15 protein-coding genes are annotated in these 13,066 nt (G+C 70.9%); 9 read left to right on the top strand and 6 right to left on the bottom strand.

Features of this window, described 5'->3' with window-relative positions; translation table 11 throughout:
* The first annotated feature begins 26 nt into the window (after positions 1-26).
* The 5 genes from phnC to CQ042_RS17715 are packed head-to-tail and all read left to right on the top strand — an operon-like array spanning position 27 to position 5,551.
* Positions 27-857 carry a phosphonate ABC transporter ATP-binding protein gene (gene phnC, locus CQ042_RS17735; RefSeq protein WP_105671774.1) on the top strand — a complete coding sequence of 277 codons (831 nt, stop codon included), beginning with the start codon at positions 27-29 and terminating at the stop codon, positions 855-857.
* Positions 854-2,611: a phosphonate ABC transporter, permease protein PhnE gene (gene phnE / locus CQ042_RS17730; protein WP_105671773.1), complete on the top strand. Its 1,758-nt coding sequence runs from the start codon at positions 854-856 to the stop codon at positions 2,609-2,611. Before phnC ends, phnE begins: the two co-directional genes overlap by 4 nt.
* Positions 2,608-3,747 (top strand): TIGR03364 family FAD-dependent oxidoreductase, encoded by a 1,140-nt coding sequence (locus CQ042_RS17725; RefSeq protein WP_105671772.1) that lies wholly within the window; start codon positions 2,608-2,610, stop codon positions 3,745-3,747. Before phnE ends, CQ042_RS17725 begins: the two co-directional genes overlap by 4 nt.
* Positions 3,744-4,451 carry a phosphonatase-like hydrolase gene (locus CQ042_RS17720; RefSeq protein ID WP_105671771.1) on the top strand — a complete coding sequence of 236 codons (708 nt, stop codon included), beginning with the start codon at positions 3,744-3,746 and terminating at the stop codon, positions 4,449-4,451. The genes CQ042_RS17725 and CQ042_RS17720 overlap by 4 nt, the downstream gene beginning before the upstream one ends.
* An 11-nt stretch (positions 4,452-4,462) precedes the next feature.
* Complete coding sequence (locus CQ042_RS17715; protein WP_105671770.1) at positions 4,463-5,551, top strand: alcohol dehydrogenase catalytic domain-containing protein; 1,089 nt, start codon at positions 4,463-4,465, stop codon at positions 5,549-5,551.
* A 55-nt stretch (positions 5,552-5,606) separates the two neighbouring features.
* Here the strand turns inward: CQ042_RS17715 and CQ042_RS17710 are convergent, their stop codons facing one another.
* The 3 genes from CQ042_RS17710 to CQ042_RS17700 are packed head-to-tail and all read right to left on the bottom strand — an operon-like array spanning position 5,607 to position 7,062.
* Complete coding sequence (locus tag CQ042_RS17710) at positions 5,607-6,176, bottom strand: CinA family protein (protein WP_105671769.1); 570 nt, start codon at positions 6,174-6,176, stop codon at positions 5,607-5,609.
* Positions 6,173-6,586: a CBS domain-containing protein gene (locus CQ042_RS17705; protein ID WP_105671768.1), complete on the bottom strand. Its 414-nt coding sequence runs from the start codon at positions 6,584-6,586 to the stop codon at positions 6,173-6,175. The genes CQ042_RS17710 and CQ042_RS17705 overlap by 4 nt, the downstream gene beginning before the upstream one ends.
* The gene (locus tag CQ042_RS17700; protein WP_105671767.1) at positions 6,583-7,062 is read right to left on the bottom strand and encodes an FHA domain-containing protein; all 480 of its coding nucleotides are present in this window, start codon (positions 7,060-7,062) and stop codon (positions 6,583-6,585) included. Before CQ042_RS17700 ends, CQ042_RS17705 begins: the two co-directional genes overlap by 4 nt.
* 192 nt (positions 7,063-7,254) lie before the next feature.
* On the opposite strand from CQ042_RS17700, the gene CQ042_RS17695 reads away from it, so the two are divergent.
* The 3 genes from CQ042_RS17695 (at position 7,255) to CQ042_RS17685 (ending at position 9,803) form a co-directional block, all read left to right on the top strand.
* Positions 7,255-7,602: a hypothetical protein gene (locus tag CQ042_RS17695; protein WP_021201203.1), complete on the top strand. Its 348-nt coding sequence runs from the start codon at positions 7,255-7,257 to the stop codon at positions 7,600-7,602.
* Positions 7,603-7,846: 244 nt separating this feature from the next.
* Positions 7,847-8,731, top strand: a complete 885-nt coding sequence (locus tag CQ042_RS17690; RefSeq protein ID WP_105671766.1) for an SDR family oxidoreductase — start codon at positions 7,847-7,849, stop codon at positions 8,729-8,731.
* A 154-nt stretch (positions 8,732-8,885) separates the two neighbouring features.
* A complete protein-coding gene (locus tag CQ042_RS17685) occupies positions 8,886-9,803 on the top strand; it encodes a DMT family transporter (RefSeq protein WP_105671765.1) in 918 nt (305 codons plus the stop codon).
* On the opposite strand, the gene CQ042_RS17680 is transcribed toward CQ042_RS17685, so the two are convergent.
* Positions 9,775-10,554, bottom strand: a complete 780-nt coding sequence (locus tag CQ042_RS17680; protein ID WP_105671764.1) for a membrane protein insertase YidC — start codon at positions 10,552-10,554, stop codon at positions 9,775-9,777. The two genes, CQ042_RS17685 and CQ042_RS17680, sit on opposite strands and share 29 nt — an antisense overlap.
* A 66-nt stretch (positions 10,555-10,620) precedes the next feature.
* Positions 10,621-10,893: a DUF6412 domain-containing protein gene (locus tag CQ042_RS17675; protein ID WP_105671763.1), complete on the bottom strand. Its 273-nt coding sequence runs from the start codon at positions 10,891-10,893 to the stop codon at positions 10,621-10,623.
* A gap of 153 nt (positions 10,894-11,046) precedes the next feature.
* On the opposite strand from CQ042_RS17675, the gene CQ042_RS17670 reads away from it, so the two are divergent.
* Entirely contained in the window at positions 11,047-12,093 is a 1,047-nt protein-coding gene (locus CQ042_RS17670) for a nitronate monooxygenase family protein (RefSeq protein ID WP_105671762.1), read from the top strand.
* 93 nt (positions 12,094-12,186) lie between these two features.
* Here the strand turns inward: CQ042_RS17670 and purU are convergent, their stop codons facing one another.
* Entirely contained in the window at positions 12,187-13,038 is an 852-nt protein-coding gene (purU, locus tag CQ042_RS17665) for a formyltetrahydrofolate deformylase (protein WP_105671761.1), read from the bottom strand.
* Between the last annotated feature and the right edge of the window lie 28 nt (positions 13,039-13,066).

Raw genomic sequence — 13,066 nt, 5'->3', positions numbered from 1 at the left:
ACTCACGACACCACAGGAGCTACGACATGACCGCCTCGGCATCCGACGCCCTCATCCGCCTCGACGGCGTGACGAAGACCTTCGGGACGACCACCGCGCTGAAGAACGCCTCGCTCGAGGTCTCCCGCGGCGAGATCGTCGTGCTCCTCGGCCTCTCCGGCTCGGGGAAGTCGACCCTGCTGCGCCACCTCGACGGCCTCGAGATCCCCACCGCGGGCTCGGTGGAGGTGCTCGGATCGCAGGTGCCGACCTTGAAGGGGAGGGCGCTGCGCGACCTCCGCAGCCGCGTGGGATTCATCTTCCAGCAATTCGAGCTCGTCCCCTCCCTCACCGTGCTCGAGAACGTGCTCACCGGCTCGCTGTCGGGTGTGCGCGGGCCGCGGCTCGGGCTCTGGGGCTACTCGCGGGCATCGAAGCTCACCGCCCTCGAGCACCTGGACCGCGTCGGGCTGCTCGACCGTGCCTATCAGCGCAGCGACACCCTCTCGGGTGGACAGCAGCAGCGGGTGGCCATCGCCCGCGCCCTCATGCAGAAGCCCGCGATCCTGCTCGCCGATGAGCCGGTCGCCTCGCTCGACCCCGAGTCGAGCGAACAGGTCATGGCGCTGATCCGCGAGATCGCCGCCGACGAGGGGCTCACCGTCGTGTGCAGCCTGCACCAGGTCGACCTCGCGATCTCGTGGGCCGACCGCATCGTCGGCCTGCGTCACGGCGAAGTGGTGCTGGACACCCCGACCGGCGACCTCACCAAAGCCGAGGTCATGGAGATCTACGGCCGCGTCGCCACCACGACCGCCGAGATCCGTGCCGTGGCCGAAGAGCTCGTGGAGGCTGCTGCGCAGGTGGCCGCATCATGACGGCCCTCGACTCCTCGACCGACGCGGCGACCCGTGGCGGGGGCTCCGCACCCCGCGGCGGCGGACCGAGCGTCTCGGAACGGGCGCCGAAGCGTCCGATCTCGCCCGAGCGGATCGCGGCATCGCTCACGCTCGTCGCCCTCGTGGTGCTCGGCATCCTCGCCGTCCGCGACGTCGACATCTCGATCCCGGCGATGGTGCAGAGCTGGGGCAACGCCGAGAACTTCATGGCCCGCGTCGGCGGCCTCACCTTCCCGGCTCCCGGCGACCTCGCCTGGCTGATCGCCCTCACCGTGGGACTCGTGCTCGTCGGCACGCTGCTCGCCGCCGTGCTGTCGGTGCCGATCGCCTACCTCGCCGCCTCCAACACCACTCCGGGGAACGGATGGCGCGCCGCCGCACGGTTCATCGGCGTGCTCACCCGGGCACTTCCCGATGTCGTGCTCGCGATGGCGTTCGTGCTGATGTTCTCGCTCGGCACGCTTCCCGGCATCCTGGCCATCGGCATCCACTCGATCGGCATGATCTCGAAGATGTTCGCCGACGCGATCGAGCAGATCGACGAAGGTCCCCGCCTCGCCATCCGCGCCGCCGGCGGCTCGAAGATGCAGGAGTTCGCATCCGGCATCCTGCCGCAGGTGCTGCCGAGCTGGGTGGCCACCGTGCTGCACCGCAACGACATCAACCTGCGCGGCAGCGTGGTGCTCGGCTACGTCGGCGTCGCCGGCCTCGGTCTCGAGATGTCGTACGCGTTCAAGTCGCTCAACTACAGCAAGGGCCTCGGCATCGCACTGGTGATCTTCCTCCTCTGCGTCGCGATGGAGATCGTCTCCAGCATGGTCCGCGGCGCGATGCTGGGCGAACAGAAGCACACCCGCTCGTGGATCGACAGGATTCTGCATCCGCGCCTCGGAGCGAACGCCGCATCGGCACCCGTCGGTCGACCGGCCTGGGCAGCGAACCCGCAGACGGCCGTGCGCCGTCCCTGGACCGCGCAGCGCGTGCGTCACACCATCGCCGGTGTCATCGCCGTGCTCGTGGTGGTCGCAAGCATCGTGGTCAGCCAGATCAACTGGATGGACCTCCTCACCTTCTGGGCGAAGCTGCCCGAGGTCGCCGCGAAGTTCTGGCCGCCCTCGTTCGGCAACTACGACGCGAGTGCCATGTTCCAGGCGATGCGCGAGACGGTCGCCATCGCCCTGGCCGCCACCGTGCTCACCCTGCTCCCGTCGCTGCTGCTGGGCTCGCTCGCGGCGCGCAACGTCGCCCCGAGCTCGGGAGCCCGGGGGACCGCGCGACTGCTGCTCGTCGGCATCCGCGGCATCCCGGAGCTGATCCTCGCGATCGTGCTCGTGGTCATCACGGGTCTCGGTGCGCAGGCCGGCGTCATCGCCCTCGCGATCGGCGGCATCGGACTGCTCGGAAAGCTCATCGCCGACTCGTTCGAAGAGGTGGACCGCGGACCGGAGCGGGCACTGCGCGCGGTGGGCGCGACGCGTCTGCAGACCTACACCTCGGCCACCGTGCCGCAGGGCATGCAGGCGCTCATCGGCCACAGCTTCTACATGCTCGACACGAACATCCGCGCGGCGACGATCCTCGGCATCGTCGGTGGCGGTGGCGTCGGGTACTACCTGCTCAACGCCAGCCAGGGGTCGCGCTACGAGACCGTGACGGCGATCGTGCTGATGATCCTCGCCACCGTGCTCGTGGTCGAAGGGCTCGCCATGTGGATGCGGAAGGTGTTCCGATGAATCGCGCTCACGACACGGCGGACGTGGTCGTCGTCGGCTCAGGGATCGTCGGCCTCGGCGCGGCATACGCTGCGGTCCGGCGCGGGCTGCGCGTGATCGTCGTCGACCGCACCGAATCGCCGGTCGGCGCCACGATCCGCAACTTCGGACACCTCTGCATCGGCGCCCAGGGCGGAGAGGCCCGTCGCTACGCCGACGTCTCTCGCGAACTCTGGCTGCGCCTCTCGCAGGACGCGGGCTTCTGGCTGCGCGAATCGGGAACGCTGGTCGCCGCCCGGCACGACGACGAGATCGCCGTGCTGGAAGCCGCTTCCCGCGACGGCGGGATCCGGATGCTGGAGGCCACCGAACTCCTGCGCCTTGCGCCGTTGCGTGCCGAGGGCCTCGTCGGCGGAGCGCACATCGAGAGCGACCTGCAGACCGATCCGCGCACCGCGGCCGATGCGATCGTGCGTCACCTGGCGGGCCTGGGCGTCGAGTTCCGCTTCCGCACCGCCGTCACCGGGGTGGGGGAGGGGCGGGTGGAGACCACCCGCGGCTCGATCAGCAGCGGGAGCGTCGTCGTCGCGGTGAATCACGACATCGACCAGCTTCTGCCCGAGGTCGCCGAACGCCACGGGATCGTCCGCTGCGCTCTCGACATGATGCGGGCGGCGGTGTCGTTCCGGCATCCGCTCGCAGCTCCCCTGCTCACCGGGTGGTCGCTCGTGCGGTACGGCCGGTTCGCGGACCGTCCGGAGGCCACCGCGCTGCGGGAGCGCCTGCACGCCGAGCGTCCCGACCTCGCCGCGATCGACCTCAACCAGATGTACACGCAGCTCCCCGACGGCACGCTCATCATCGGCGACTCGCACGCCACCGCGATCGCCCCGGTGCCGTTCCAGCCCGAAGCCGCGTTCACCGCGTTCCTCACCGAGGCGGAGGCGCTGTTCGATGCACCGGCGCCCCGAGTGATCGAGCGCTGGCAGGGCGTGTATGCGAAGGGGCAGCAGGAGTTCCTGATCGACCGGGGCGACGACGGCGTCCTGGTGCTCGCCGCGACGACCGGCATCGGGATGACCACGGGCCTGGGCCTTGCCGAAGAGAACCTCGCCGCCGCCTTCGGGTGGGCGGCAGCAATGGAAGGAACATCATGACCACTCCTCTCGAACTCGTCGTCCTCGACATGGCGGGAACCACAGTGCTCGACGACGGCGTCGTCGAGCAGGCATTCCAGCGCGCCGCCGAGCGCACCGGTGTCGCGGATCGGATGCCGTGGGCCGAGGCGCTGGAGCACGTGCGCGTGACCATGGGGCAGTCGAAGATCGACGTCTTCACGCATCTCGCCGGCGGTGACATCGCCGCCGCCGAGCGCGCCACGGCCGCCTTCGAGGGCGCCTACGCCGAGATCGTCGCGGAGCACGGGGTCTCCGAGATCCCGGGGGCGGCCGACGCGATCCAGGGGTTGAAGGATGCCGGGCTGAAGGTCGTGCTCACCACGGGCTTCGCGCCGGTGACCCGCGAGGCCCTGATCGACGGACTCGGCTGGCACGACCTCGTCGACCTCGCCCTGTCGCCGATCGATGCCGGCCGCGGACGCCCCGCACCCGACCTCGTGCTCACGGCGCTGCTGCGCACGCGGACCTCCTCCGTCCGGGCGGTCGCGGTCGCCGGAGACACCGTCAGCGATGTCGAGTCCGGTCGTCGTGCCGGAGCCGGTTTCGTCGCCGGCGTGCTCACCGGTGCGCATGATCGTCCCGCGCTGAGCGCCGCAGGGGCGGACGCCGTGCTGAGCGATGTGACCGCGCTGCGGGGTGTGCTCGCCCAGCGCGAGCTGCTTCCGCTCGTCGCGACCTCCTGAGACAGCTCGACATGGGTACGCTGCTGATCCGTCCCCCCGGACACCGGAGAGACGTCGCGCTGCGACCGGCGGCGACCGCGATGGTCTGGGTCGGCGAAGGGCACGCACACGAGACGATCGCCGTGCCGGGGGTCGCGCTCGCCGACGGCGACGTGCTCGTGGCCGTCGAGATGTCGACCATCTGCGGCTCCGACGTGCACACCGTGCGTGGCCGACGCGCCGCACCGACCCCGCTCGTGCTCGGACACGAGAGCGTCGGCCGGGTGATCGCCACCGGTGACGCCGGTGCGCACACGGTCGACGGCACCCCGCTGCGCATCGGCGACCGGGTGGTGTGGTCGGTGACGATCTCGTGCGCGAGCTGTGACCGCTGCCTGCAGGGGATGCCGCAGAAGTGCCGCGATCTCGGCAAGTACGGCCATGACCGGGTGGGCGCACACGGAGATCTCACCGGTGCGTTCGCCAGTCACGTGCAGCTGCGGGAGGGGACGGCCATCGTGCGCGTTCCCGAGGCACTGCCCGCGTCCGTGCTCGCCCCCGCCTCGTGCGCCACGGCGACAGCCTGGGCCGCAGTGGCCAGGGCCGCGAAGGATCGCGACCTCGACGGGGCCGCCGTGCGGATCCACGGCGCGGGGCTGGTCGGGCTGTCCGCCGCAGCCATCGCCGCCGAGTTCGGTGCGACGGTCGAGGTGCTCGACCCCGACGCCGACCGTCGCGCGCTCGCGGCGCGTTTCGGCGCGACGAGCTTCGACCGCGAACCCGACGTCGTGATCGAGGCTTCGGGACATGCGGTGAACGACGCTCTCGCCGGCGTCGCCGTGGGCGGGACCGTCGTCCTCGTCGGCAGCGTGTTCCCCGCCGATCCCGTGCCCTTCGACGCCGAGAGCATCGTGCGTCGCCTGGTCACGGTCACCGGCATCCACAACTACACGGGGGACGAGCTTGCCGAAGCGGTGGCGTTCCTCGCCGGTCGGGGGCGCGCCTACCCGTTCGCGGATGCGGTCGGTGCGGTGCGCGGACTGTTCGAGATCGACGCGGCGCTCGTGGAGGCGGCCTCTCCTGGCGCGCCGCTGCGGATCGGGCTGGTCCCCGGCCACTGACGGGTTGCATCCCCGGGTCGCATCCCGGGTCGTATGGCGGGACGCACCTGCCTCCCTATCCCTCGCCACCCCGTCCCCGTCGAGGACCGACCGTGCGTCGGCTCTCGGCATGGAAGGCGAGCAGGCGCACGGCGGCCTCGACCGCGGCGACCAGGACCTCCTCGGGACCGCCGACCAGCGCGAGCCGACGATGGCCGACGTCGTCGGCCGTGGCCCAGCCCAGATAGACGGTCCCCGCGGGATGACCGCCCTGAGGGTCGGGTCCGCCGACTCCCGTGGTCGACACGGCGAGGTCGGCGTCGAACAGGCGGCGCGCTCCGGCGGCGAGCTGCTCGGCGCAGGCCGCGGAACAGGGATCGGTGCCGGGGATCATGCCGAGCACGCGCTCCTTCACATCGGTCAGGTATGCGACGACGCCCCCGGCGAACCACTCCGAGGCATCGTCGCCGGCGCCGACCGTGTTCGCGAGCAAGCCGGAGGTGAGGGACTCCGCCACTCCGACCCGCAGGTGCCGTTCGGTGGCGAGTTCGCTCAATCGTGCGATGTGGCGGCGTGCATCGGCGCCGGTCGTCGCATCGGCGTCGCGGGATCGATCGGCATCGAGGGTCTCGTCGTCCACGGTCACCGGGAGATGCTCTCCACCGTCTTGCCGGTCGTCGCCGCGGAGAGCGAGCGGGCGATGTCGGCTTGACTGACGATGCCGACGAGGCGGTGATCGGCGATCACGGGCAGGCGTCGCACCTGGTTCTCCTGCATCCGGTCGAGGGCGACGCGGATGTCGTCGTCGGCATCCACGGTGACGGGCTTGCCCTTCGCGAGCGCGGCCGCCGGCGTCGTCTCCGGGTCCATCCCCAGGGCGATCGCGCCGACGACGATGTCCCGGTCGGTGAGCATCCCCTTCAGCTTGCTGTCCTCGCCGCAGATCGGCAGGGCACCGACATCCAGGTCGGCCATGACGGAGGCGGCGATGCGCAGGGAATCGTTCACCCCGATGCAGCGCGGACTCGGCGTCATGAGGTCGCGGGTGGTGGTCATCGCTCTTCCCCCTCGTCGTAGTCCGGCCGCGGGGGCTGCAACGGCTGATCGGAGTACTCGCCACCCGCGCGGCCTCCGTACGGTCGTCCGTGGTCGGCGAACTCGTCGCGGGCGAACACCAGAGTCCACGGGCCTGCCGTGAAGTGCGCGCCCGTGCGCAGAGTCTCGGAGTTCTCGTCGGCGTGGGTCGCATCCACTCCGAGGCTCGCGTTCGTCTCGCCCTCGCCGTGCAGCGTCAGCACGTACTCGTCACGGTCGTCGTGCGTGATCGTGGCGTGGACGGGGTCGGTGTCGGCGAGGCGCAGCTCGTTGCCTTCCGCCGAGCCGATCCGCACCACGTCGTCCTCCAACGCGAACTCGGTGCGTTCGTCGTCCCTCGTGATGCGCAGTCGGGGGTTGCCCGCGCCCCATTGGGCATGCGTGGTCGTCGGCGTGTAGCCCTCGTCGGGACGGTCGTCGATGTGTCGGTCGTTCATGGCACTGCCCTTCTCGAGTTCGAGTGACTCCGAGGCTAGGCTCCGGCCGATGTCCCGCCGAGGGGGTTGACTTCGGCACGCCGAGTCGGCATCGGGCATCGCCGCACGGTCGAGGCGGTATCCGCCGGCAGAGTGCGCGAGAATGGGGCGAAGCCGTCGTCTCGGCCAGGCAGCGACCAAGGAGCACCACCAATGGGAAAGTTCGTCTACGAAGGCGGCGTGAAGACCGAGATCGAGGACCGCGCCCTCACCCACCTGCAGCTCGTCATCACCGCGAAGCTGCGGCGCGGAGAGCCCTTCCCGTTCAGCTGGCGTGAAGACGCGAGCGTGGGCGGCGGGCGCACCACCGTGTGGATCCAGCCCGGCAGCTCCCTCGTGTTCAAATACTTCGGCAGCCGTCAGCCCTCCATCAATCGCGCCTGGATCGAGGCGCTGGCGTTCACGGCGAACGCTCCGAGCGGCCTCTACCTCGTTCCCGAGCCGGCCGAGGCGGGCGACGAGCCCGGCGCCGGAGAGGTCCCGGTCACCCCTCCGCTCTGACGCGCGGGGTTCTCCGCGAGACCCCATCGTCATCATCGGGACATCGTCATCATCGAGACCCACGGGCGGACACGCATCCGCCCGTGGGTCTCGTCGTCTCGTGGGAGTCTCGTCGTCGCGTGGGGGTCTCGGCGTGGGCCCGGATGGCGGACTCGGCGTGTCAACCCCCTGACGGAAAGACGAGGCGATCGGGGAGTGTGGAGGTCACTCGACGACGAGTCCGACGAGATGAGGAGGATCGGCCATGACCGACGACACCACCGACCCCCGGCACGCGCACCGCGAAGAGGGGTTCCCCGCACAGCACCAGGATCAGCCGGGGCTGACCGAGGACACCCGCCCGGAACCGGACCACGGCGAGCGGACCTACGTCGGCCACGGCCGCCTGGAAGGGCGTCGTGCGCTCATCACGGGCGGCGACTCCGGGATCGGCCGAGCCGTGGCGATCGCGTTCGCGCGCGAGGGCGCCGACGTCGCGATCGCGCACATGCCCGAGGAGCAGGATGACGCGGAGGACACGCTCGCCCTGGTCCGCGAGACCGGACGCACGGGAGTGGGGTTCGCCGGCGACCTTCGCGACGAGGCCTTCGCGACGGACATCGTCGCGAAGACGCGGAGCGAACTCGGCGGTCTCGATGTGCTCGTGCTGAACGCGGGCTACCAGCACGACATCGACGGCTTCGAGAACCTGGAGACCGAGCGGATGCGTCGGGTGTTCGACACGAACCTGGCCGGCCTGCTGTTCTCCGCCCGCGCGGCCTACCCCGACCTCGAGCCCGGGGCCAGCATCATCGTGACGGCGTCCATCCAGGCCTACAACCCCTCGCCGGGGCTGATCGACTACGCCATGACCAAGGCCGCCCAGGTGGCGTTCGTCAAGGCGCTCGCCGAGGAGGCCGGACCCCGGGGCATCCGCGTTAACGCCGTCGCGCCCGGCCCGATCTGGACGCCGCTCATCCCCGCGACCGGCTGGGACGCCGAGCGCCTGGCCACCTTCGGCGCCGACACGCCGCTGCAGCGCGCCGGCCAGCCGGCGGAGCTCGCCGGGGCCTACGTGTACCTGGCATCGACGGAGTCGTCGTACACCTCCGGGTCGGTGATCGCGGTCACGGGCGGCAAAGCCCTCTGACTCGACCGCGGCGCCGCCCGGGCCGCCGCCCCGAATCGTCCTCGAGACCCATCCTCGTCGCCGACACCCACACGCAGCAGCGCATCCCCGGTGGGTCTCGTCGGGGATGAGGGGTCACGACGGGCGGGGGATGCGGGCCGCCTAAGCTTGTCTGGTGCAGAAGCCCGCCGCGTCCAGTCCCCTCGTGGGGGTCGCGCTCGTCATCGGCTCCTGCCTCTCGCTTCCGTTCGGCGCGGCGGTCGCGGCGCAGCTGTTCCCGGTGCTGGGGCCGTGGGGGGTGACCTCGCTGCGTGTCGCGATCGCCGCGATCCTGCTCGTCGTCATCGTGCGACCGCGGCCGGCGAAATGGACGCGCCCGCAGTGGCTCGCGGCCGTGCTGTTCGGGGTGTCGCTGGCCGCGATGAACGGCTTCTTCTACGCCGCGATCGATCGCATCCCGCTGGGGCCCGCTGTCGCGATCGAGTTCCTCGGGCCGCTCGTGCTCGCCGCGGTGCTCACCCGGAAGGCCGCGGACTTCGCCTGGGTCGGCGTGGCCCTGCTCGGGATGGTCGTCCTCGGCATCGACGGGCTGATCGGGGCCGAGCCGCTCGACCCGCTCGGGGTGGTGTTCATCCTCATCGCGGCCGGCTTCTGGGTCATGTACATCCGGATGAGCGCCCGCGTCGGCGCCCTCATCCCCGGCAGCAGCGGTCTGGCGATGGGACTCCTCGTCGCGGCCGTGCTGCTCATCCCCGTCGGCATCCCGGCAGCATCGACGGTGGCGATGGATCCGCAGCTGCTGCTGCTCGCTGCGATCACCGCGGTGCTGTCGTCCGTGATCCCCTACAGCTTCGAGCTCGCGGCGCTGCGCCGCCTGCCGCAGCGGGTGTTCGGCGTGCTCCTGAGCCTGGAGCCCGCGTTCGCGACCCTCGCCGGGTGGCTCATCCTCGGTCAGGATGCGACGCCGCTGCGTCTGCTGGCCATCGCCCTCGTGATCGCGGCCAGTGTCGGAACCACGCTCGGCGTGCGGAAGGACCGCCGCGACGGCGGCCCCTCCGGCCCCTTCACCGCGCCGATACCGCTGCCCGACTGACTGCCGGGGACGGCAGCGGGAACCGTCGGCGCAGGATGACGCGCTGCACGAGCGTCCACACCACCGTGACCGTGAGGTACAGCGCGGCGGCGAGGGGCACGAACGCGGCGAACACCGCGGTCAGGTAGTGCATCGCCGAGACGACGCGCAGCATGGTGGGGGAGTTCAGCGGAGAGTCGTCGCCCTCGACCGGGGTCGGACGGAACACCCGACGGGTGACCTCGGCGACCGCGATCATCACGGCGAGCAGCACCCCGAACACCAGGAACGTGGCAGGAGTCGCCGTACCGCCGAAGAGCGCCGACACCAGGCTCGTGCCCAACGGGGCGCCGAACAGATCATGCGCGAGCAGCCCGTTCGGATGTCCGGCGATCTCCGGACGGAGGAACAGCGTGTACAGGATGCCGACGACGGGCGCCTGCGCCAGCACCGGGAGCATCCCGGCGAAGGGCGACGTGTTCTCGGCTTTGTACAGCGCCATCGTCTCCTTCTGCAGGCGCTCGGGATTCTTCTTGTGTCGACGCTGCAGCTCGCGCAGCTTCGGCGCGAGGCGCGCCCGTGTCTGTTCGGCCTTGGCCTGCGAGATGCCGACGGGGATCAGCAGCGCTCGCACGAGCAGTGTGACCAGCACCACGGCGAGGGCGGCGGCCGAGGCGCCGGCGAGGGGGGTGAGGAGGTCGGAGAGCCCGGTCAGGGCGCCGTAGGCGGCATCGAGGAGGGCGGCGAGTGGGGGGAAGGCAAAGGGGTCCATGGAAGTGTCCGTTCGTGGCGTCGGGAAGGGTCGGCGAAGGCCGCGTGATCCCGTCGGGTGAACGGACTACGCGGCGGTCGCGACTCCCGGCGCCCGAGGGCGCGGGTGCCCTGGGGCATCAGGATCGCTCTGCGTGAGGAGGGTGCCGACGTCGATGGCGCGCAGCGGATGCGGGGCATCGGCCGTGGCCCCGGGGCGCACGCTCAGCACGATGGCGAGAGTGAGCGCGGTCACGGCGAGCAGCGCGATCGCGAGGCCGAGAGCCGCGGCATCCGGCATCGACACGAGGCCGAGCGCGGTCGCGACGAAGCTCAGCATCTGCCCGAACCACTCGCTCATGTGCGCACTCCCTCCTGCAGCGAGGGTAGCACCGGGGTCTGGGCCTCGCCCCGGCTTCGAATCGCGCGGATCGCTGCATCGGCGGCTCGAATGCAACCATGTGCGCGATTCGAAAAGGGGAGGGTGCCTCCGCCGCGGGCGTAACGTCGAAGCATGAGTGACCTTCGCGCCCTGCTCGGGATCGAGCATCCGATCATCCTCGGCCCGTTCGGCGGGCTCTCCTCCCCGACGCTCACCGCCGCGGTGAGCGATGCGGGCGGGCTCGGCTCGTTCGGCCTGTACGGCTATGACGGCGACCGCATCCGTGCGACCGGCGCCGAACTGCGTGCCCTGACCGATCGCCCGTACGCCGTGAACATCTGGCTCCCGACGGGGGACGAGGTCGAGCCGAACCCGCAGCATTTCGTGTTCGCCCAGGCGCTGCAGCCGTTCTATGAGGCGGTGGGTGTCGACGTGCCCGCCCGGCCCGAACGGTACGGCCCCTCGCTCGAGGAGCAGCTCGACGCGATCTGGGAGATCGAGCCCGCCGTGCTCAGCGTGGTGTTCGGCGTGCCGTCGGCCGCCGTGGTCGATGAGGCGCACCGCCGCGGCATCCGGATCGTCGGCACGGCGACCACCGTGGCGGAGGCTGTCGCGCTCGCCGAGGGCGGTGTGGACGCCGTGGTCGCCTCGGGGGCGGAGGCGGCAGGGCATCGGGTGTCGTTCCTGCGTCCGTCCGAGGAATCGCTCGTCGGGACGTTCGCCCTGGTTCCGCAGGTCGTGGACGCCGTCGACGTGCCGGTGATCGCGGCAGGGGGGATCGCCGACCGGCGCGGAGTGGCCGCCGCATTCGCGCTGGGGGCCGCAGGCGTGCAGGTCGGCACGGCATTCCTCGCGACCGAGGAGTCGGCGGCGACTGCTGCGCACCGCGACGCGATCCGCTCGACCGCCGCCGACGAGACCGTGCTCACGCGCGCGATGAGCGGACGGCTGGCCCGCGGTGCGCGCAACCGGGCGGTGCGGGCGATCGAGGCGAGCGGCACGATCGCCCCGTTCCCGATGCAGAACTGGCTCACCGGACGCTTCCGCACGGCAGCCGGGGAGCAGAACCTCGGCGCACTGCAGTCGCTGTGGATGGGTCAGGCCGCCCCGCTCGTGCAGTACGACACCGCCGCCGAGGTGTTCGCCGAGCTGGTCGCGGGGGTTCCGGCCGCTCCCTGACGCTCGCTCTGCCGTGATCCGGTCGCACCTCCTGCTGCGCAGCTCGGAATGGGGACAGGAGCCGGAAGGATGGGCGGGAGTCGGACGGGCTCGCTACAGGATGACGGTGGACTTGCCGTGCACGATCACGCGATCCTCGGCGTGCCACTGCACAGCGCGGGCGAGGACCAGACGCTCGACGTCGGCGCCGCGGCTCTGCAGCTCGGCCGCGGACTCGGAGTGGGTCACGCGCGTGACGTCCTGCTCGATGATCGGACCCTCGTCGAGGTCGGCCGTCGCGTAGTGCGCGGTCGCGCCGATCAGCTTGACGCCGCGGTCCTTGGCGCGCGCATACGGGTTCGCACCGATGAACGCGGGCAGGAACGAGTGATGGATGTTGATCACCGGGGCTTCGAGGCGGGTGATGAAGTCGTCGGTGAGGATCTGCATGTACCGGGCGAGCACGACCAGATCGACGTTGCCGTGCAGCAGTTCGAGCTGCCGCTGCTCCATGGCCGTCTTGTCGCCGGAGGGGATGTGCACGAACGGCACGCCGAACGAGCGGACGGCCTCTGCCAGATCGGGGTGGTTGGAGACGACCATCGTGATGTCGATGTCGAGCTGACCGCGCTGCGTGCGCCACAGCAGCTCCATCAGGCAGTGGTCGTACTTCGACACGAAGATCGCGACGCGCTTGCGGCGGGCGACGTCGTGCAGCGACCACTCCATGCCGAAGCGCTCGGCGACGGCCGCGATGTCGGCTTCGAGCGCGGGCCGCGCGGCCGAGAGCCCGTCGAGGTGGATCACGGTGCGCTGGAAGAACCGTCCGCCCTCGGAGTCCGTCGAGTGCTGGTCGAGCGAGATGATGTTCGCTCCGTGCTGCGCGAGCACGCCGGCCACGGCGGCGACGATGCCGGGCTGATCGTCGCAGGCGATGAGCAGGCGGGCGGTATCGGGCTGAGACATGGGAGCTCCTCGAGGGTGTGCATCGATT

It is taken from the genome of Microbacterium sp. MYb62, assembly GCF_002979475.1.
In the GTDB taxonomy this organism is placed as follows: domain Bacteria; phylum Actinomycetota; class Actinomycetes; order Actinomycetales; family Microbacteriaceae; genus Microbacterium.
Note: the sequence above shows the minus strand (reverse complement) of the source record. Positions and strands in the feature narration are given on the sequence as shown.